The following is a 15,956-nucleotide window of genomic DNA, read 5'->3' as shown; positions in this document are numbered from 1 at the left end:
TCAGGCTTCGGGGCGCCGCTCGCGCAGCACCAGCGTCTGGGTGGCGAGGCCGATGGGGCCGCTCTCGTCGTAGAGGTGGGACACGACGAGGCCCGCGCCGCCGCCGTGGGCCTCGGTGACCGAGCTCACGCCGATCCACTCGCCCTGCGGCGCGCGGAACAGGTTCATGCTCATGTCGGCGTTGGTGAACAGGTAGCGCTCGGCTGGCAGCACCCAGCTCAGGCCGTTGCCGAAGTCGGCGGCGGCCGCCGCGCGCATTGCGGGCGACGTGGCCGTGCCGTGCAGCAGCGGCACAGCGAGGCGGAACCACGCGCCGCACGGGCCGGGCCGGGTGGGGTCGCCTTCGGCCACGCGCGTCTCCATGGCCGTGCCGTAGAAAGACACGCCCCTGGGCAGCCCCGGGATGCGCACGGGCTCCTTGCAGTCGCGCGGCAACGGCAGCAGTTGCCGCCGCGGCCAGCCGGGCAGATCGGGCGGCAGCGCCAGCGGCTGTTCCGCCAGCAGCAGGGCATTCGCCCGTGCCACCAGCACGTCGCCCGCCAGCAGGTCGATGCCCACGCGCACCGTGGAGCGCGAGGCCTGCACCTGGGTGCGCGTGGCCAGCGGCGCCAGGGGCACCGGCTTCACCAATTCGGTGGTGAGTCGCGCCAGCTGCCAGCCGGTGCCGGGCGCGGACCGCTCGGCCACATGCGCGAGCAGTGCGCAGGGCGCGCCGCCGTGCTGCGCGCGCGGGTCCCAGGGGCCGCGCGAGAGTTCGCTCGGCAGCCATGCGCCGTCGCCTTGCGCGGTGTAGACGGCGGGGTGGGAGCCGTCCGGATCGATGTCGTCGTGAGCCATTGCAGAATGCCGTTCGATGGGTCAAAAAATTCTAGGAACAACCCGCCCGCGAGGTGTTCGGGTTCGGCTGCGCTGATGGCTGCCCCCCGCACCGCTGCAGCCCCGAGGAGAAAGCCGCGCCAGTCCCGCGCGCTCCACACCTCGCAGGCGCTGCAGGAAGCCTTTGTTCGGCTTTTGGTCGAGAAGGGTTTTGCCGCCATCACCATCCGCGAGATCGTGTCGGTGGCCGGCACGGGGCTCGGCAGCTTCTACGAATACTTCGAGAACAAGGAAGATCTGGCGCGCGTTGTCCTGCACCTGCGCTCCAAGGCGCTGCTGCTGGACATGCGCGCGGCCGTCGCCGCGCATGCGGGCCGCCCGCTTGCGGAAATAGTGGACGCGGTGATCGACGCGCAGCTGGAGGCGCACCGCGCGCAGCCCCTGGCCTGGGGCGCGCACTACCTGCTGGAGCGGCACCTTTCGGGGCCCGAGGCCTACCGCAAGATGTACGACCGCTTCGTGGGCGAATGGGTGGGCGTGCTCGACGCGGCTGTTGACCTGTCGCCGGACTGCCAGAAGAAGGAAGTTGCCCGCGTGTGCCAGACCATCATCTACGGCCTGTTCGCGCACCTGCATATCGGCACCGGCGGGCGGCCCGACCTGCAGGCGCTGTCACGGCAGCTGCGTGCCGCGTTGCATGGTTACCTGGCGGGCGTGGCCTGATCAGCGCGCGCCGCTGCTGTTCTTGTAGCCGCTGACGCTGGCGTCGATGGTGCCGAACACCGTGACGCCGCTGCCGCTGGTCGGCGTGGCGGCGGAGGAGCCGGCATTGCCGTTGCCGGCCGAACCCGTGCCGGCGCAACCCGTGGCCAGCACGCCCATTGCAATCGCGAATGCGGCGGCGATGAAAGACGACTTCAACGGAATCTCCTGGATGGTTGGATCCGGGCCACTATAGGCCGGCCGCGTAAAGCGGCCTGTAACAGCACACCCGGCGCCGGCAGGGTTGTTGGCGCCGCCTGCCGCCGCTCCTGCTTATTCGGGCTTGGCGCCCGAGGCATTCACCGCCGCGCCCCACACGCCGATCTCGCTCGCCACGAAGCGGTCGAACTCGGCCGGGGTCGTCGGTGCGGGTTCGGAGCCGCGCTCGCGGATGAAGCGCGCCATCTGCTCGCTCTTCAGGATGTCGGTCACCTCGCGGTTGAGGCGCTCGACGATGTCGGGCGGCGTGCCGCGCGGCGCCATCAGCCCGAGCCAGCCCACGGCCTCGAAGTTCTTGGTGCCCGCCACGCCGCTTTCGCGCACGGTGGGCACGTCGGGCAGCTGCGAGGAGCGCGTGGCCGAGGTCACGGCCAGTGGCACCGCCCGGCCCGACTTGATGTGCGGCAGCGCGGCCGTCACCGAGTCGATCATCAGCGGCACCTGGTTGCCCAGGAAGTCCGACTGCGCCGGGCCGCTGCCCCGGTACGGAATGTGCGTGACGAAGACATGCGCCGCCGCCTTGTACATCTCGCCCGACAGATGCTGCGTGCCGCCGATGCCGGCGCTCGCGTAGCTCAGCCGGCCGGGCTCGGCCTTGGCGCGCGCGGTGAGTTCGGCCAGCGTGCGGATGCCGCTCTCGGGCGTGGCCAGGAACACCAGCGGCACCTTGGCGATGAGCGAGATGCCGACCAGGTCCTTGCGCGGATCGAAGCCCGGCTTGGCGTAGAGCGTCTGGTTCACCGCCATCGCGCTGCCCGCCACCACCAGCGTGTAGCCGTCGGGTTGGGAGCGCACCACGAACTCGGTGCCGATGTTGCTGCCGGCGCCGGCCTTGTTGTCGACGATCACCGGCTGGCCCAGCCGCTTGCCGAGCTGCTCGGCGATGGCGCGGGCGAAGATGTCGGTGGCCTGTCCGGGCGGGAAAGGCACGACCAGCTTGACCGGCTTGTCGGGCCACGCGGCGGCGTGCGCCAAACCGCTGCCGCCGAGCACCGCGACGGCCAATGCCACACTCGTTGCGAAGTGTCTGCGCAGCATGGCTCAGGGCGCCGAGAGGTGCTTGCCCACGATGCCCGCGAGCTCGAACATCGTCACCTGGTCCTTGCCGAACACCGGCTTGAGCTTGGCATCGGCGTTGATCGAGCGCTTGTCCTTGGCGTCCTGCAGGCCGTTGGCCTTGATGTAGTCCCAGAGCTTCTTCACCACCTCGGTGCGCGCGACCGGCTCGTTGCCGATCACCGCCGCCAGCGCGTCGCTGGGCTTCAGGCCCGCGCCCGGCTTGCGCGGCGCGGCGGCCTTCTTCGCGGCCGGGGCCTTCTTGGCCGCGGGCGTCTTCTTCGCCGCCACCTTCTTCGCGGCAGCCGTCTTGCCGGCCGGCGCAGCCTTGCCGAAGGTCTTGCGCGGCGGGAACTTGCTGCCGCCCTCGCGCGGCGCGAACTCGAAGGTCACCTTGCCCTCTTCGGCGTTCCAGGTCAGGAAGGCCTTGAAGGCGCGGCGCGTGCGCATGCTCACGAACTTGTCGAGCAGGTCGGTCTTGCCGGTGGCCAGCAGCTTTTCCATTTGCGCGCGCTCCACCGGCTGCTGCAGGATGATCTTGCCGGTCTTGAAGGTGCAGCTCGGCGTGGGCTGCGCATTGGTCGGCACCGACTTCTCGCAGACGTAGTTGCTGCCGTGCTCGAACACCGGCGCGCCGCACACCGGGCAGGGGCCTACGGTGTCCTGCTCGCTGAAGTCGACGATCTCGCCGCTTTCCTCGTTCTTGTCGTCGCCGAAGTCGAATTCCAGCTTCCAGTTCTTCGCTTCCTCGTCGTACTTGATGACGATCTCGGAGGTGAAGGGCCAGCCGGCCTTGGAGCGGAAGCCTTCCAGCGGGCCGATGTGCTTGTCGTGCAGCAGCGCCTCGGCCTCGGCCACCTCGAAGGTGCGCCCGGCCGGCGACTTGCCGAACGAGAAGCCGCAGGCGTCCTCGCCCGTGCCGCTCTTGCCGGTGCAGGCATAGCGGCGGTAGTTCTCGCGCACGATGCCGCCGCAGTTGGGGCACGGCGTGCGCAGCGTGGCGTAGTCGCCCGGCACGGTGTCGCGGTCGTATTCCTTGGCCTTCTTGACGATGTGCTGCGTCATCTCGGCGATCTCGCGCATGAAGGCGTCGCGGCTGAGCGCACCCTTCTCCATCTGCGCGAGCTTGTATTCCCACTCGCCGGTGAGCTCGGCCTTGGAGAGTTCCTCCACGCCCAGGCCGCGCAGCAGCGTCATGAGCTGGAAGGCCTTGGCCGTGGGGATCAGCTCGCGGCCTTCGCGCAGCATGTACTTCTCGGTGATCAGGCCTTCGATGGTGGCCGCGCGCGTGGCTGGCGTGCCCAGGCCCTTCTCCTGCATGGCCTCGCGCAGCTCGTCGTCGTCGATGGTCTTGCCAGCGCCTTCCATGGCGCCGAGCAGCGTGGCTTCCGAATAGCGTGCCGGCGGACGCGTCTTCAGGCCCTTGGTGTCGACCGACTCGGCCTTCACGATCTCGCCCGGCTTCACCGGCACGAGGCGCTTGCCGTCCTTGTCGTCTTCCTTCTCGTCGTCCTGGGCTTCCTTGCCGTAGATGGCGAGCCAGCCGGGCTTCACCAGCACCTTGCCGTCGGTGCGGAAGGGATACTTCTTGCCGCCCTGCTCCACCGTGCTGATGCGCGTGGTCACCTGGTATTCGGCGCTCGGGAAGAACACCGACATGAAGCGGCGCACCACGAAGTCGTAGAGCTTCTGCTCTGCTTCGCTCAGGCCGCTCGGTGCCTGCAGCGTCGGGATGATGGCGAAGTGGTCCGACACCTTGGCGTTGTCGAAGATGCGCTTGTTGGGCTTGACGTAGTTGCCGTCCACCGCCTGCTGGGCGAAAGGCGCCAGGTGCTTCATGCCGCTGTTGGCGAGCATGCCCATGGTCTGCTTGACCACCGGCAGGTAGTCTTCCGGCAGCGCGCGCGAATCGGTACGCGGGTAGGTCAGTGCCTTGTGGCGCTCGTACAGGCTCTGCGCCAGCGCGAGCGTGGTCTTGGCGCTGAAGCCGAAGCGGCTGTTGGCCTCGCGCTGCAGCGAGGTCAGGTCGAACAGCAGCGGCGATGCCTGCGTGGTGGGCTTGCTCTCTTCCGTGACGGTGGCGGGCTTGCCGCGCGAGGCGTCGGCGATGGCGCGGGCTTCCTGCTCGTTCCACACGCGGTCGGCGCGCTGTTCGGGGTCGGGCTCGCCGTTGGCAAGCAGCGGCGCGTTGGCTTTCTTCCAGTCGGGGTTGAACCACTTGCCCGGGTACTCGCCGGCTTCGGCCGCGAAGGTGCCGTGGATTTCCCAGTAATCGCGCGAGACGAACTTGCGGATCTGTTCCTCGCGCTCCACCACCACCGAGAGCGTCGGCGTCTGCACGCGGCCCACGGTCGTGAGGAAGAAGCCGCCGTCGCGCGAATTGAACGCCGTCATGGCGCGCGTGCCGTTGATGCCCACCAGCCAGTCGGCTTCCGAGCGCGAGCGCGCGGCGTCGGCCAGGCCCTGCATCTGCTTTTCGGTGCGCAGCGCGTCGAAGCCGTCACGAATGGCCTGCGGCGTCATCGACTGCAGCCACAGCCGCTTGACCGGCTTGTTCAGGCCCGACTTGCCGCCCGCGTACTGTTCGATGAGGCGGAAGATCAGCTCGCCCTCGCGTCCCGCGTCGCATGCGTTGATGAGCTGCGTCACGTCCTTGCGCTTGGCCTGCTTGACCACCGCGTTCAGGCGGGTCTTGGTCTTGTCGACGGGCTTGAGGTCGAAGTGCGGCGGGATCACCGGCAGGTTGGCGAAGCTCCACTTGCCGCGCTTGACGTCGAATTCCTCGGGCGCCTGGATCTCGACCAGGTGACCGACAGCGCTGGTCACGACATAGCTGTCGTTCTCGAAATGCTCGTCATGTTTGTCGAATTTCCCTGCGACCGGCGTGAGGGCGCGGACGATGTCCTGCGCCACCGACGGCTTTTCTGCGATTACCAACGTCTTTGTCATCTAAGGGCTCTCTATACTCTGCGGCTTCCCGCGTGCGCACGCGCGCACACGCATGTGTGCATATTCAAACTAACAGACTTCGGCGATGCCTTCCAAATCCCCACTTCCGGCCGGTCGTGATACGCAAGCCACCGCGCTCCCCGAGGCTGATGCGCAGCCCGCCGCCAAGGAGCGTTCCGGCCGCCGCCGCATCCAGATGCGGCGCTCCGACGTCCACGGCAACGGCGTCTTCGCCGTGCAGGACCTGGCCGAAGGCGAGACGCTGATCGAATACAAGGGCGAGGTCATCAGCTGGAAGGAGGCGCTGCGCCGCCATCCGCATGACCCGACCCAGCCGAACCACACCTTCTACTTCCATATCGACGACGGCCGCGTGATCGACGGCAACGTCAAGGGCAACGATGCACGCTGGATCAACCACTCGTGCGAGCCGAACTGCGAAGCCGACGAGGTCGATGGGCGCGTTTATATCAAGGCGCTGCGCAACATCGCCGCCGGCGAAGAGCTCAACTACGACTACGGCCTGATCATCGACGAGCCATACACGCCGAAGCTTCTTTCCGAATTTCCCTGCTGGTGCGGCTCCGAGCAATGCCGCGGCACGCTGCTGACGCCCAAGGACGAGGACGAAGAGAAGAAGAAAAAGAAGAAGGCGAAGAAAAAGGCCGAAAAGAAGAAAGCCGAGAAGAAGGCTGAGAAGAAGGACGCCAGGAAGGCGGAGAAAAAGGCTGAGAAGAAGGCCGAGAAGAAAGCGGAAAAGAAATCCGCCAAGAAAGACAAGTCCGCCAAGGACTGACCATGGACAACAGCAGCACGGCCGACTGGTTCCAGGACCGGATCGCCGCGGCGGTCGCTCCGCTGCTGCCCGGCTTCGCGGTCGAGGCCGTGGCCGAGATCGATTCCACCAATACCGAGCTGATGCGCCGCGCGCGTGCCGGCCGCGTCGAGCCCGTGCTGCTCGTGACCGAGCGCCAGACGGCAGGCCGCGGCCGGATGGGACGGCCCTGGCAGAGCGGCGATGCGCGGCAGGAGGCGTCAGCCTCGCTCATGTTCTCGCTGGGCCTGCCGCTGGCGCCGGCCGACTGGTCGGGACTCTCGCTGGCCGTGGGTGTCAGCGTGGCCGAAAGTCTCGATCCCTCCAATACGCAGAAGGTCGGCCTCAAGTGGCCGAACGACGTGTGGGTCAACGATCGCAAGCTGGTCGGCATCCTCGTGGAGACCGCGTTGCCCGCCAACGGCCGGCCCGATGCTTCGCGCTACCTCGTGATCGGCATCGGCGTGAACATCGGCGCGCGCGAGGCCGACGGCATGCGCACGCCGCCGGCCTGGGTGCAGCAGTGGCGTCCGGGCGTCAGCGCGCCCGAGGTGCTGGACGAACTGGTCTTGCCGCTGGTGCGTACGGTGCTCGACTTCGAAGCCCGCGGCTTCGCCCCCTTCGCCGAACGCTTTGCCGCGCGCGACGTGCTGCGCGGGCGCGAGGTGACGCTCAGCGACGGCACCGCCGGCCTCTGCGAAGGCGTGGCCTGGGGCGGCGAGCTGCAGGTGCGCACCGACGCCGGCCTGCAGCTGATCTCCAGCGACGAAGTGAGCGTGCGCCCTCGCGGCATGGCTTTCTGATCTTCAACATGAAGCTGCGCCTGCTCCTCGTCGTCCTGCTGCTGGCCAACGCCGGCTACTTCCTCTGGACGCGTGGCGATCTCGCCGGCTTCGGTCTGGCGCCGGCCAGCCTCAGCGAGCGCGAGCCGCAGCGCATGGCGCGGCAGATCCACCCCGAGTGGCTGCAGATCCGCAAGGACGCGCCGAAGCCCGGCACCCCGGCGCCCTGACGGCAAAGCTTCGCGAGCGGCTCAGGACGGCTGCTCGCCCTCGAAGCGCACCGTGAAGAGCGCCCCCGGCGGGTGCTTGCCCGGATGGGCGTCCTCCAGTTTCACCTGTGCGCGATGCTGGTTCGCGATCTCCCGCACGATCGGCAGGCCCAGCCCCGAGCCGTCGGCCTCGTTGCCGAGCACGCGGTAGAAGGGCTCGAACACAAGCTCGCGATCGGCCTCGGCGATGCCGGGGCCGTTGTCCTCCACCTGCAGCAGCAGCACGTGGCCGAAGGGGTCGGCCAGCACGCGCACGGTGATCAGGCCGGGACGCTCGGGCGTCGAGGGCGTGTAGTTGATCGCGTTGTCGACCAGGTTGCGCACCAGCTCCTTCAGCAGCGTGGCGTTGCCGTCGAACACCACGCCCGGCGCGCCGGCCTCGGCGCCGTCGTAGCCCAGGTCGATGCGCTTCTCGATCGCGCGCGGCACCGCCTCGCGCACCACCTCGATGGTCAGCTTCGCCAGGTCGCAGGGCTGGTGGTGCGCGTTGGCGCTGTTGCCCTCGGCGCGCGCCAGCGACAGCAGCTGGTTCACCGTGTGCGTGGCGCGCTTGCTCGCGCGGCCGATCTGCTTGAGCGACTGCTTCAGCTCGTCGGCGTTGGCGCCCTCGCGCTGCGCCAGGTCGGCCTGCATGCGCAGGCCCGCCAGCGGCGTCTTCAGCTGGTGCGCCGCGTCGGCCAGGAAGCGCTTCTGCGTGCCGATCGAGTCGTTGAGCTTGTCCAGCAGTTCATTCACCGACGACACCAGCGGCACCACCTCCAGCGGCACCGAGGATTCGTCCAGCGGGCTCAGGTCGCCCGGGCGGCGCTCGCGGATGCGTGCCTCCACCACCGACAGCGGCTTGATGCCGCGCACCAGCGCCAGCCAGATCAGCAGCACCGCCAGCGGCAGGATCGCGAACTGCGGCAGCAGCACGCCCTTGATGATCTCGGCCGCCAGCACCGACTGCTTCTCGCGCGTCTCCGCCAGCTGCAGCAGCGTGGGCGGCACGTCGTCGGTGCCGCTGGCGATCCACATCGAGGCCACGCGCACCGGCTGGCCGTGCACGTCGCTGTTGTGCAGGAACACCTGGCCGGGCGGCAGCGGCTCGTCGAGGCCGGGCTGCGGAATGTCGCGCTCGCCGCTGAGCAGGTTGTCGTAGCCGTCGAGCAGCTGGTAGTAGACGTGGCCGGTCTCGTCGGCGCGCAGGATCTCTCGCGCCGACTGCGAGAGCACGAACTGCGCGTGCCCTTCCTTCACCGTGACCAGCTCGGCCAATGCCTTCACGTTGTGCTCCAGCGCGCGGTCGAAGGGCGCATTGGCGATGCCCTGCGCCACCAGCCAGGTGACGCCGATGCTCACCGGCACCAGCAGCAGCAGCGGCGTGAGCATCCAGTCGAGGATCTCGCCGAACAGGGAGCGCTGCGCGCGCTGGAAAAGCTTCACTTGATTCGCTCCCGGGCCGCGCGCACCGCCTGTCTCTGCGCCGCCTTGCCGAGGGCGATGCCTGCGGCCCGGCAGAGCCGGTTCCGCGGCATTTCCCGCATGTCAGGGCGCATCAGGGCTGGATCTTCTCGAGGCAGTAGCCCAGCCCGCGCACCGTCGCGATGCGCACCGGGCCCTTCTCGATCTTCTTGCGCAGGCGGTGGATGTAGACCTCGATGGCGTTGAGGCTCACTTCCTCGCCCCACTCGCACAGCCGGTCGACGAGCTGGTCCTTGCTCACCAGCCGGCCGGCGCGCTGCAGCAGCACTTCGAGCAGGCCGAGTTCGCGCGCCGAGAGCTCGACCATCTTGCCGTCGATGGTGGCCACGCGGCCGGCCTGGTCGTACACCAGCGGGCCGTGGCGGATGGTGTTGCTGGTGGCGCCCATGCCGCGCCGCGTGAGGGCGCGCACACGCGCTTCCAGTTCCTGCAGGCTGAAGGGCTTGGCCATGTAGTCGTCGGCGCCATGGTCCAGGCCCTTGACGCGCTCCTCCACGCTGTCGGCCGCCGTGAGCACCAGCACCGGCAGCTGCGAGCCGCGCGCGCGCAGGCGCTTCAGGATCTCGATGCCGTGCAGGCTGGGCAGCCCGAGGTCGAGGATCAGCAGGTCGAACTCGTCGTGGGTCATGAGCGCGGTGTCGGCCTGCGAGCCGTTCGCCACGTGGTCGACCGCCGCGCCCGAGGTGCGCAGGCTGCGCAGCAGGGCATCGGCCAGCACCTGGTCGTCTTCGGCAATCAGAATCCGCATGCGTCACCTCCAGCCCGTTTCATATGTGTCGGGCGCCGGGCCGGCGCTGTTCACATTTGTCTCTGGCGCGAGTCTAGCCCGCCGTGTAGGCCTCGAGTCCGATGGTTACCACGGTGGCGATCTCGTCGCCCACGCTGCTCCTGAACTCTTTTTCGGCCTGCGTCACCGCGCCGCGGAAGGCGTCGAGCCAGGCCAGCCCGTCGGCGGTGAAGAGCACCCGCCGCGCCCGCGCGTCGAGCGGATCGGGCCCGCGCGTGACCAGCCCCCAGGCCTCGCACTGGTCGACCAGCGCGCCCATCGCCTGCTTGGTCATGCCGGCGCGCTCCGCCAGTTCCGTGAGGCGCGAGCCCTCGCGCGACAGGTGCCGCGTGATGTGGATGTGCGCCGCGCTCACCTGCGCGCGCGCCGCGAGGTTCGACAGGGCCAGCGGCACCTCGACGTCGTGCGCCATCAGCTCCAGCACGCGCTCGTCGAAGCGGCGCATGGCGTGGCCCAGCAGGCGGCCCAGATGGGTCTGGCGCCAGGCGTCCTGGTCGGCGGGGAAGGCGGTGTCGGCCATGGTCCGAAATGGTAAAGCAAACTGACCAAAAAACAGGTTTACGTCGAAGCATCAGCCCCTACACTACTGTTCAAGCATCCAGCCTGCAGTTAAATACAGATGGATGGTGTCACACACAAACCATTGATTTTCAAGGAGATTTCCACATGGACGCAGTCGTCAAGGGTTCGAACATCGCAGGCGCCAACAGCGAAAAGGCCAAGGCCCTGCAGGCCGCACTGGCCCAGATCGAAAAGCAGTTCGGCAAGGGCACCATCATGCGGCTCGGCGAGGGCGAGGCGCTGGAAGACATCCAGGTGGTCTCCACCGGCTCGCTGGGCCTGGACATCGCCCTCGGCGTCGGCGGCCTGCCCCGCGGCCGCGTGGTCGAGATCTACGGCCCTGAATCGTCGGGCAAGACCACGCTCACGCTGCAGGTCATCGCCGCCATGCAGAAGCAGGCCGGCACCTGCGCCTTCGTCGACGCCGAACACGCCCTCGACGTGCAATACGCCCAGAAGCTCGGCGTGAACCTGTCGGACCTGCTGATCAGCCAGCCCGACACCGGCGAGCAGGCCCTCGAGATCGTCGATTCGCTGGTGCGCTCCGGCGCCGTGGACCTGATCGTGGTCGACTCGGTCGCCGCGCTCACGCCCAAGGCCGAAATCGAAGGCGAAATGGGCGACTCGCTGCCCGGCCTGCAGGCCCGCCTGATGAGCCAGGCGCTGCGCAAGCTGACCGCCACGATCAAGAAGACCAACTGCATGGTCATCTTCATCAACCAGATCCGCATGAAGATCGGCGTGATGTTCGGCTCGCCCGAAACCACCACCGGCGGCAACGCGCTGAAGTTCTACGCCTCGGTGCGCCTGGACATCCGCCGCATCGGCACCATCAAGAAGGGCGACGAGGCCATCGGCAACGAAACCAAGGTGAAGGTGGTGAAGAACAAGGTCTCGCCCCCGTTCAAGACGGCCGAGTTCGACATCCTGTTCGGCGAAGGCATCAGCCGCGAGGGCGAGATCATCGACATGGGCGTGAACGCCAAGATCATCGACAAGTCGGGCGCCTGGTACGCCTACAACGGCGAGAAGATCGGCCAGGGCCGCGACAACGCCCGCGAGTTCCTGCGCGAGAACCCCGCGCTGTCGCGCGAGATCGAGAACAAGGTGCGCGAGTCGCTGGGCATTCCGCTGCTGGCCGCCGATGTCGACACCACGCCCGAGAAGCCGCAGAAGGCCGCGAAGGCGGACAAGGCCGAGTAAAGACCGGGCGCGGCTCCACGGGGCCGCGCAAGCGACCCCCGCATGGCATTCGACGCCCCTTCCCTCAAAGGCCGCGCATTGCGCCTGCTGAGCCAGCGCGAGCATTCGCGCGCCGAGCTGGAACGCAAGCTGGCCAGGCACGAGGAAGAGCCCGGCACGTTGGCGAAGGCGCTCGACGAACTCGCGGCCAAGGACTTCATCAGCGAGCCGCGCGTGGTGGCCTCGGTGCTCAACCAGCGCGCGGCACGCTCGGGCGCGCTGCGGGTCAGGCAGGAGCTGCAGGCCAAAGGCATCGCGCCCGAGGCCATCGCCGAAGCCGTGGCCGGCCTGCAGGAAACCGAAGTCGAGCGCGCCACGGCCCTGTGGCGCCAGCGCTTCGCCGGGCCGCCCGCCGACGCGAAGGAACGGGCGAAGCAGATGCGATTCCTGATGGCGCGCGGTTTCTCGGGCGCCGTCGTGTCCAAGGTGCTGAGGAGCGATTTCGATGAAGCCGACGAATGAGCATTCCGCCGCGCAGTCGCGCGTCGTCACGCTGCGCGTGGCTTGCGACTGGCGCCGAGCCTATGTATTGGCGGCCGATCCGAAGCGCCTGCCCGACTGGGCCAGCGGCCTCGCGAAGAGCGCGCTGGTGCCGCACGGCGACCACTGGATCGTGCGCACGCCCGAGAGCGGCGAAGCCCGCATGCGCTTCGCGCCGCGCAACGACTTCGGCGTGCTCGACCACTGGGTCGCGCCCGAGGGCGTGCCCGAGGTCTACCTGCCGTTTCGCGTGATCGGCGTCGCGCCGGACGCCTGCGAACTGCAGTTCACGCTGCTGCGCCAGCCCCACATGGACGACGCGGCCTTCGAGCGCGACGCGCAGTGGATCGCCCGCGACCTGCGGACCCTGCGCGACCTGCTCGAGGCCGACTGACTGGCTGACCTGCTGGTTCAGCCGCGCAGCACGATCGGCGCGAACTTGCGCCGCGCCTTCAGCTGGTCGGCATCCCACTCGATGCCCAGACCCGGCGTCCCGGGCGCCACCGCATGGCCGCCCTCGATGCGCAGCCGGCTCGTCGTGAGGTCGTCGAGCTGCGGGATGTATTCCACCCAGCGCGCATTCGGCACCGCCGCGCACAGGCTCACGTGCAGCTCCATCAGGAAGTGCGGGCACATCGCGATGTTGTGCGCCTCCGCGAGGTGCGCGATCTTGAGCCAGGGCGTGATGCCGCCCACGCGCGCCACGTCGGCCTGCACGATGGAGCAGGCGCCCTGCTGGATGTATTCCGCGAACTGCGACGGGTGGTACATCGACTCGCCCACCGCGATCGGCACGCTGGTGCTCTCCAGCAGCTGCGCGTGCGCGCGCACGTGCTCGGCCGGCATCGGCTCCTCGAACCAGGCGAGGTCGAGCGGCACGTACTGCCGCGCGCGGCGGATGGCTTCCGCCACCGTGAAGCTCTGGTTGGCGTCGACCATCAGCTCGAAGTCCGCGCCCACCGCCTCGCGCACGGCCGACAGGCGCGCGATGTCCTGCGCCACGTGCGGCTTGCCGACCTTGATCTTCGCGCCCAGGAAGCCGTCGGCCTTGGCGGCGAGCGTCTGCTCCAGCAGCTGCGCGGGCTCCAGGTGCAGCCAGCCGCCCTCGGTGGTGTAGACCGGCACGCGCTCCTGCGCGCCGCCGGCCAGCTTCCACAGCGGCAGGCCCGCCGCGCGTGCGTTGCGGTCCCACAGCGCTGTGTCGATGGCTGCCAGCGCGAGGCTGGTGATCGCGCCCACGGCGGTGGCGTGCGTGTGGAAGAACAGGTCGCGCCAGATGGCCTCGTACTGCTGCGGGTCGCGCCCGATCAGCCGCGGCGCGAGATGGTCGTTCAGGAGCGCCACGATGGACGAGCCGCCCGTGCCGATGGTGTACGTGTAGCCCATGCCCGCCGAGCCGTCGTCGCAGCGCACGGTGACCATCACCGTCTCCTGCGTCACGAAGGACTGGATGGCGTCGGTGCGCCGGACCTTCGGCGCGATGTCGATCTGCGAGATCTCGACCTGGTCGATCTTCGCCATCGCGATCAGCCTGCGTTGCGCGTCACGTCGGCCGGCAGGTCCGCGCCGTGGAACTTCTTGTAGATGTTGTTGAGCTCGCCGCTCTTGAGCTGCGCCTTCACGAACTCGTCGAGCTTGGCCTTCAGGCGCGGCTCGTTCTTGCGCATGCCGATGGCCAGCATGTTGACCTTCATCGTGAACTTCGGCTCCATCTGCTTGGCCGGGTTCTTCTCGTTGATGGTCTTCAGCAGCGGCGGCGCGGTCGCGAAGATGTCGGCCTGCCCGCTCACCACTGCGGTGATGGAGGTGGCGTCGTCGTCGAAGCGCACGATCTGCGTGCCGGCCGGCAGGATCTTCGTCACTTCCTGGTCGTTGGTGGTGCCGCGCGTGGCGATCACCTTCTTGCCCGCCAGGTCGGCCGGGCCGGTGATGTTCATGCTCTTGGGCGCGCCCACCACCGCCAGGATGGCGGCGTAGGGCACCGAGAAGTCGACCACCTTCTCGCGCTCGGGCGTGACCGACATGCTGGAGATCACGATGTCGGCCTTGTCGGTCTGCAGGAAGGGAATGCGGTTGGCGCCGGTGGTCGGCACGATCTCGAGCTCCAGGCCCAGGCTCTTGGCCAGCAGGCGCGCGGTCTCCACGTCGGAGCCGGTGGCGTTGAGTTTTTCGTCCTTCAGGCCGTAGGGCGGTACGGCGAGGTCGATGGCCACGCGGATCTTCTTGGCGGCCGTGATGGTGTCGAGCTGGTCGGCGTGCGCCGATGCGCTCGCGAAGGCGAGCGGCAGGGCCAGCGCGAGGGCCGACAGCAGGGCGCCGCGGCGCTTGAGCGAAAGCGGGAAGGAAGAAGTCATCGAAAGTCTCCTGGAGTTGTCTGAACGAAAAATCAAAGTCCGGTGCCGATGAACTGGCGCAGCTCCGGCGTCTGCGGGTTGCTGAGGATGCTGGCGTCGCCCTCCTCCCACACCAGCCCCTGGTGCATGTAGATGACCTTGTCGGCCACGCCGCGCGCGAAGGCCATCTCGTGCGTCACGAGGATCATGGTCATGCCCTCGGAGGCGAGCTTCTCCATCACCTTGAGCACTTCGCCGGTGAGCTGCGGGTCGAGCGCGGAAGTCACCTCGTCGAACAGCATGAGCTGCGGCTTCATCGCGAGCGAGCGTGCGATGGCCACGCGCTGCTGCTGGCCGCCGGAAAGCTGCTCGGGGTAGGAGTCGGCCTTCTCCGCCAGGCCCACGCGCTCGAGCACTTCCATGGCGATGGCGCCGGCTTCGGAGGCGCTCATCTTCTTCACCGACTGCGGCGCGAGCGTGATGTTCTGCTTCACCGTGAGGTGCGGGAACAGGTTGTAGCTCTGGAACACGATGCCCACGTCCTTGCGCAGCGAGCGCAGCTCGAGCGCCGGGTCGTGCACCGCGTGGCCGCAGCACTGGATGGTGCCGCTGTCGATGGTCTCCAGCCGGTCGATGCAGCGCAGCGCGGTGCTCTTGCCCGAGCCGCTCTGCCCAATGATGGCCACCACCTGCCCGCGCGTCACCGAGAACGACACGCCCTTGAGCACATGCAGCTTGCCGAAGTGCTTGTGGACGTCGTTGAGTTCAACCACGGGCTGCATTGAGCTTCCTTTCAAGGGCGCGACTCCATCGCGAGAGCGGATAACAAAGGGCGAAATAAAGAAGCGCTGCGCAGCCGAAGTACAGGAAGGGCTGGAAGGTCGAGTTGTTCAGCACCTTGGCGTTGTAGGAAAGCTCGGCGTAGCCGACCACCAGCGAGGCGATCGAGGTGTTCTTGATGATCTGCACCAGGAAGCCCACGGTAGGCGGCGTCGCGATGCGCAGCGCCTGCGGCAGGATCACGCGGCGCATGCGCTCGATGCGCGTGAGCGCCAGGCACTCGGCGGCCTCCCACTGGGCGCGCGGCACGGCCTGGATGCAGCCGCGCCAGATCTCGCCGAGGAAGGCGCTTGCGTAGACGGTGATGGCCAGCGCCGCCGCGGCCAGCGCCGGCACAGAGCCGATGCCAATGATGTTCGGGCCGAAGAAGCACACGCCCATCAGCACCAGCAGTGGTGTGCCCTGGATGACCTGGATGTAGCTCGCGGCAGCCACGCGCACCGCCTTCACGGGCGACACGCGCGCCAGCGCCAGCGCCAGGCCGACGAGCCCGCCGCCGATGAAGGCCAGCGCCGAGAGCTGCACCGTGCCCCACGCGCCCATCAGGAGGAAGCCGAGATGCTCGGTCGGCATGAATTTCAT

Annotated in this window: 18 protein-coding genes; 7 read left to right on the top strand and 11 right to left on the bottom strand. The window is 68.3% G+C overall.

What is annotated here, in order from left to right; translation table 11 throughout:
• Positions 1-837: a thioesterase family protein gene (locus SFB74_RS32595; RefSeq protein ID WP_432728514.1), complete on the bottom strand. Its 837-nt coding sequence runs from the start codon at positions 835-837 to the stop codon at positions 1-3.
• 75 nt (positions 838-912) lie between these two features.
• Between SFB74_RS32595 and SFB74_RS32590 the strand changes: the two genes are divergently transcribed.
• Positions 913-1,539, top strand: coding sequence for a TetR/AcrR family transcriptional regulator (locus SFB74_RS32590; protein ID WP_432728513.1), 627 nt, complete (start codon positions 913-915; stop codon positions 1,537-1,539).
• On the opposite strand, the gene SFB74_RS32585 is transcribed toward SFB74_RS32590, so the two are convergent.
• The 3 genes from SFB74_RS32585 to SFB74_RS32575 form a co-directional block, all read right to left on the bottom strand.
• Positions 1,540-1,737, bottom strand: a complete 198-nt coding sequence (locus SFB74_RS32585) for a hypothetical protein (protein ID WP_093300216.1) — start codon at positions 1,735-1,737, stop codon at positions 1,540-1,542.
• A 114-nt stretch (positions 1,738-1,851) separates the two neighbouring features.
• Positions 1,852-2,835, bottom strand: coding sequence for a Bug family tripartite tricarboxylate transporter substrate binding protein (locus tag SFB74_RS32580; RefSeq protein WP_432728512.1), 984 nt, complete (start codon positions 2,833-2,835; stop codon positions 1,852-1,854).
• A gap of 3 nt (positions 2,836-2,838) precedes the next feature.
• The gene (locus tag SFB74_RS32575; protein WP_432728511.1) at positions 2,839-5,802 is read right to left on the bottom strand and encodes a DNA topoisomerase III; all 2,964 of its coding nucleotides are present in this window, start codon (positions 5,800-5,802) and stop codon (positions 2,839-2,841) included.
• 85 nt (positions 5,803-5,887) lie between these two features.
• Between SFB74_RS32575 and SFB74_RS32570 the strand changes: the two genes are divergently transcribed.
• From SFB74_RS32570 to SFB74_RS32560, 3 genes are read left to right on the top strand one after another with little or no spacing between them, the layout of a single operon-like run.
• Positions 5,888-6,598: an SET domain-containing protein gene (locus tag SFB74_RS32570; protein WP_432728510.1), complete on the top strand. Its 711-nt coding sequence runs from the start codon at positions 5,888-5,890 to the stop codon at positions 6,596-6,598.
• A gap of 2 nt (positions 6,599-6,600) precedes the next feature.
• On the top strand, positions 6,601-7,419 hold the full coding sequence (locus tag SFB74_RS32565; protein WP_432728509.1) for a biotin--[acetyl-CoA-carboxylase] ligase: 819 nt from the start codon (positions 6,601-6,603) through the stop codon (positions 7,417-7,419).
• A gap of 8 nt (positions 7,420-7,427) precedes the next feature.
• Positions 7,428-7,628 carry a sporulation protein gene (locus SFB74_RS32560; protein ID WP_432728508.1) on the top strand — a complete coding sequence of 67 codons (201 nt, stop codon included), beginning with the start codon at positions 7,428-7,430 and terminating at the stop codon, positions 7,626-7,628.
• Between the two features lie 21 nt (positions 7,629-7,649).
• Here the strand turns inward: SFB74_RS32560 and SFB74_RS32555 are convergent, their stop codons facing one another.
• The 3 genes from SFB74_RS32555 to SFB74_RS32545 all read right to left on the bottom strand — a co-directional run bounded on the left by SFB74_RS32555 (position 7,650) and on the right by SFB74_RS32545 (position 10,438).
• Positions 7,650-9,092, bottom strand: coding sequence for a sensor histidine kinase N-terminal domain-containing protein (locus tag SFB74_RS32555; protein WP_432728507.1), 1,443 nt, complete (start codon positions 9,090-9,092; stop codon positions 7,650-7,652).
• A gap of 112 nt (positions 9,093-9,204) precedes the next feature.
• Positions 9,205-9,879 carry a response regulator gene (locus SFB74_RS32550; RefSeq protein ID WP_093300210.1) on the bottom strand — a complete coding sequence of 225 codons (675 nt, stop codon included), beginning with the start codon at positions 9,877-9,879 and terminating at the stop codon, positions 9,205-9,207.
• Positions 9,880-9,952: 73 nt separating this feature from the next.
• Positions 9,953-10,438 (bottom strand): MarR family winged helix-turn-helix transcriptional regulator, encoded by a 486-nt coding sequence (locus SFB74_RS32545; protein ID WP_432728506.1) that lies wholly within the window; start codon positions 10,436-10,438, stop codon positions 9,953-9,955.
• A 146-nt stretch (positions 10,439-10,584) separates the two neighbouring features.
• Between SFB74_RS32545 and recA the strand changes: the two genes are divergently transcribed.
• The 3 genes from recA to SFB74_RS32530 are packed head-to-tail and all read left to right on the top strand — an operon-like array spanning position 10,585 to position 12,595.
• Positions 10,585-11,682 carry a recombinase RecA gene (gene recA, locus SFB74_RS32540; RefSeq protein ID WP_432728505.1) on the top strand — a complete coding sequence of 366 codons (1,098 nt, stop codon included), beginning with the start codon at positions 10,585-10,587 and terminating at the stop codon, positions 11,680-11,682.
• Between the two features lie 42 nt (positions 11,683-11,724).
• Positions 11,725-12,183: a recombination regulator RecX gene (gene recX, locus SFB74_RS32535; RefSeq protein ID WP_432728504.1), complete on the top strand. Its 459-nt coding sequence runs from the start codon at positions 11,725-11,727 to the stop codon at positions 12,181-12,183.
• Positions 12,167-12,595 (top strand): SRPBCC family protein, encoded by a 429-nt coding sequence (locus tag SFB74_RS32530; protein WP_432728503.1) that lies wholly within the window; start codon positions 12,167-12,169, stop codon positions 12,593-12,595. The genes recX and SFB74_RS32530 overlap by 17 nt, the downstream gene beginning before the upstream one ends.
• A 17-nt stretch (positions 12,596-12,612) precedes the next feature.
• On the opposite strand, the gene SFB74_RS32525 is transcribed toward SFB74_RS32530, so the two are convergent.
• The 4 genes from SFB74_RS32525 to SFB74_RS32510 are packed head-to-tail and all read right to left on the bottom strand — an operon-like array spanning position 12,613 to position 15,947.
• Entirely contained in the window at positions 12,613-13,722 is a 1,110-nt protein-coding gene (locus tag SFB74_RS32525) for a mandelate racemase/muconate lactonizing enzyme family protein (protein ID WP_432728502.1), read from the bottom strand.
• Positions 13,723-13,727: 5 nt separating this feature from the next.
• Complete coding sequence (locus SFB74_RS32520) at positions 13,728-14,555, bottom strand: transporter substrate-binding domain-containing protein (protein ID WP_432728501.1); 828 nt, start codon at positions 14,553-14,555, stop codon at positions 13,728-13,730.
• Positions 14,556-14,587: 32 nt separating this feature from the next.
• Complete coding sequence (locus tag SFB74_RS32515; RefSeq protein ID WP_093195931.1) at positions 14,588-15,316, bottom strand: amino acid ABC transporter ATP-binding protein; 729 nt, start codon at positions 15,314-15,316, stop codon at positions 14,588-14,590.
• Complete coding sequence (locus tag SFB74_RS32510) at positions 15,300-15,947, bottom strand: amino acid ABC transporter permease (protein WP_432732034.1); 648 nt, start codon at positions 15,945-15,947, stop codon at positions 15,300-15,302. The genes SFB74_RS32515 and SFB74_RS32510 overlap by 17 nt, the downstream gene beginning before the upstream one ends.
• Between the last annotated feature and the right edge of the window lie 9 nt (positions 15,948-15,956).

This window comes from Variovorax xiamenensis (assembly GCF_050916385.1).
GTDB lineage: Bacteria > Pseudomonadota > Gammaproteobacteria > Burkholderiales > Burkholderiaceae_C > Variovorax.
This window is presented reverse-complemented; position numbering and strand designations above follow the sequence as displayed.

Bases quoted from the DNA above. Each gene is read 5' to 3' on its own strand.
- SFB74_RS32515 (WP_093195931.1), bottom strand. From the start codon at position 15,316: ATGCAGCCCGTGGTTGAACTCAACGACGTCCACAAGCACTTCGGCAAG.
- SFB74_RS32565 (WP_432728509.1), top strand. From the start codon at position 6,601: ATGGACAACAGCAGCACGGCCGACTGGTTCCAGGACCGGATCGCCGCG.
- SFB74_RS32570 (WP_432728510.1), top strand. From the start codon at position 5,888: ATGCCTTCCAAATCCCCACTTCCGGCCGGTCGTGATACGCAAGCCACC.
- SFB74_RS32530 (WP_432728503.1), top strand. From the start codon at position 12,167: ATGAAGCCGACGAATGAGCATTCCGCCGCGCAGTCGCGCGTCGTCACG.
- SFB74_RS32525 (WP_432728502.1), bottom strand. From the start codon at position 13,722: ATGGCGAAGATCGACCAGGTCGAGATCTCGCAGATCGACATCGCGCCG.
- SFB74_RS32575 (WP_432728511.1), bottom strand. From the start codon at position 5,802: ATGACAAAGACGTTGGTAATCGCAGAAAAGCCGTCGGTGGCGCAGGAC.
- SFB74_RS32545 (WP_432728506.1), bottom strand. From the start codon at position 10,438: ATGGCCGACACCGCCTTCCCCGCCGACCAGGACGCCTGGCGCCAGACC.
- SFB74_RS32580 (WP_432728512.1), bottom strand. From the start codon at position 2,835: ATGCTGCGCAGACACTTCGCAACGAGTGTGGCATTGGCCGTCGCGGTG.
- SFB74_RS32560 (WP_432728508.1), top strand. From the start codon at position 7,428: ATGAAGCTGCGCCTGCTCCTCGTCGTCCTGCTGCTGGCCAACGCCGGC.
- SFB74_RS32595 (WP_432728514.1), bottom strand. From the start codon at position 837: ATGGCTCACGACGACATCGATCCGGACGGCTCCCACCCCGCCGTCTAC.
- SFB74_RS32520 (WP_432728501.1), bottom strand. From the start codon at position 14,555: ATGACTTCTTCCTTCCCGCTTTCGCTCAAGCGCCGCGGCGCCCTGCTG.
- recA (WP_432728505.1), top strand. From the start codon at position 10,585: ATGGACGCAGTCGTCAAGGGTTCGAACATCGCAGGCGCCAACAGCGAA.
- recX (WP_432728504.1), top strand. From the start codon at position 11,725: ATGGCATTCGACGCCCCTTCCCTCAAAGGCCGCGCATTGCGCCTGCTG.
- SFB74_RS32590 (WP_432728513.1), top strand. From the start codon at position 913: ATGGCTGCCCCCCGCACCGCTGCAGCCCCGAGGAGAAAGCCGCGCCAG.
- SFB74_RS32510 (WP_432732034.1), bottom strand. From the start codon at position 15,947: ATGCCGACCGAGCATCTCGGCTTCCTCCTGATGGGCGCGTGGGGCACG.
- SFB74_RS32550 (WP_093300210.1), bottom strand. From the start codon at position 9,879: ATGCGGATTCTGATTGCCGAAGACGACCAGGTGCTGGCCGATGCCCTG.